Annotated in this window: 1 protein-coding gene; it reads right to left on the bottom strand. The window is 30.8% G+C overall.

Annotated features, from left to right (window positions below):
- Positions 1-643 (bottom strand): hypothetical protein (locus AC2A07_RS19700; RefSeq protein ID WP_484051800.1); only part of this gene is annotated, 643 nt, incomplete at both ends.

Here is a 643-nt window from a genome sequence, read left to right as displayed (position 1 = left end):
GGGAAATTCTTTGCTTCTGTTGAACTGTGAATTATCCGTATAAAATATTTGTTGTGAAGGATAATAGTCAAATTCTACAAGATCATTATTTGAAGCATCGGATATTTTACTAAGGTGAAAAGCAGAAGGAGTAAATCCATAATTAAGAACATTTGTAGTAATATCACCTCCAAAACTCTGTCTGTTTGTCAATCCTGATCTGGATGATTTTTCCAATGTATTAAATAAATACTTATTTCCGGATTCGTCTTTTATAATAAATCCTGAAGCTTCAAAATTATTGGTAGGGCTGTATGAATGTATAGAAATATCCAGATTGTTTTTATCTAACTTATCAATAAATAATTCATTATTTGAATTCTTTTTAATGATAAACCTGCCTGTGTAACCCATAAAGTTATATTGATAAAGGTCATACTCTGTATCATATTTGTTGAGAAAACCTGCTTCATAAAATAACTTTCTGTAATTTTCCAAATCAGCATTATTTATACCTAATCCCGATATTGCATCCAAATATTTTCTTGTATAGTTTTTTGATGAATAGTTTGAAGTAAACTCATCGAAATAAATTCCTATGGCAGGTATACCTCCCATAGCTGCTAAAACAGCCTGATCGTCTGGTGTGCCCCGAACAGTTCTA

This window comes from Chryseobacterium sp. HNCC26DJ238 (assembly GCF_057180465.1).
The sequence above is the reverse complement of the archived record's forward strand: the minus strand, read 5'-3'. Positions and strand labels throughout refer to the sequence as shown.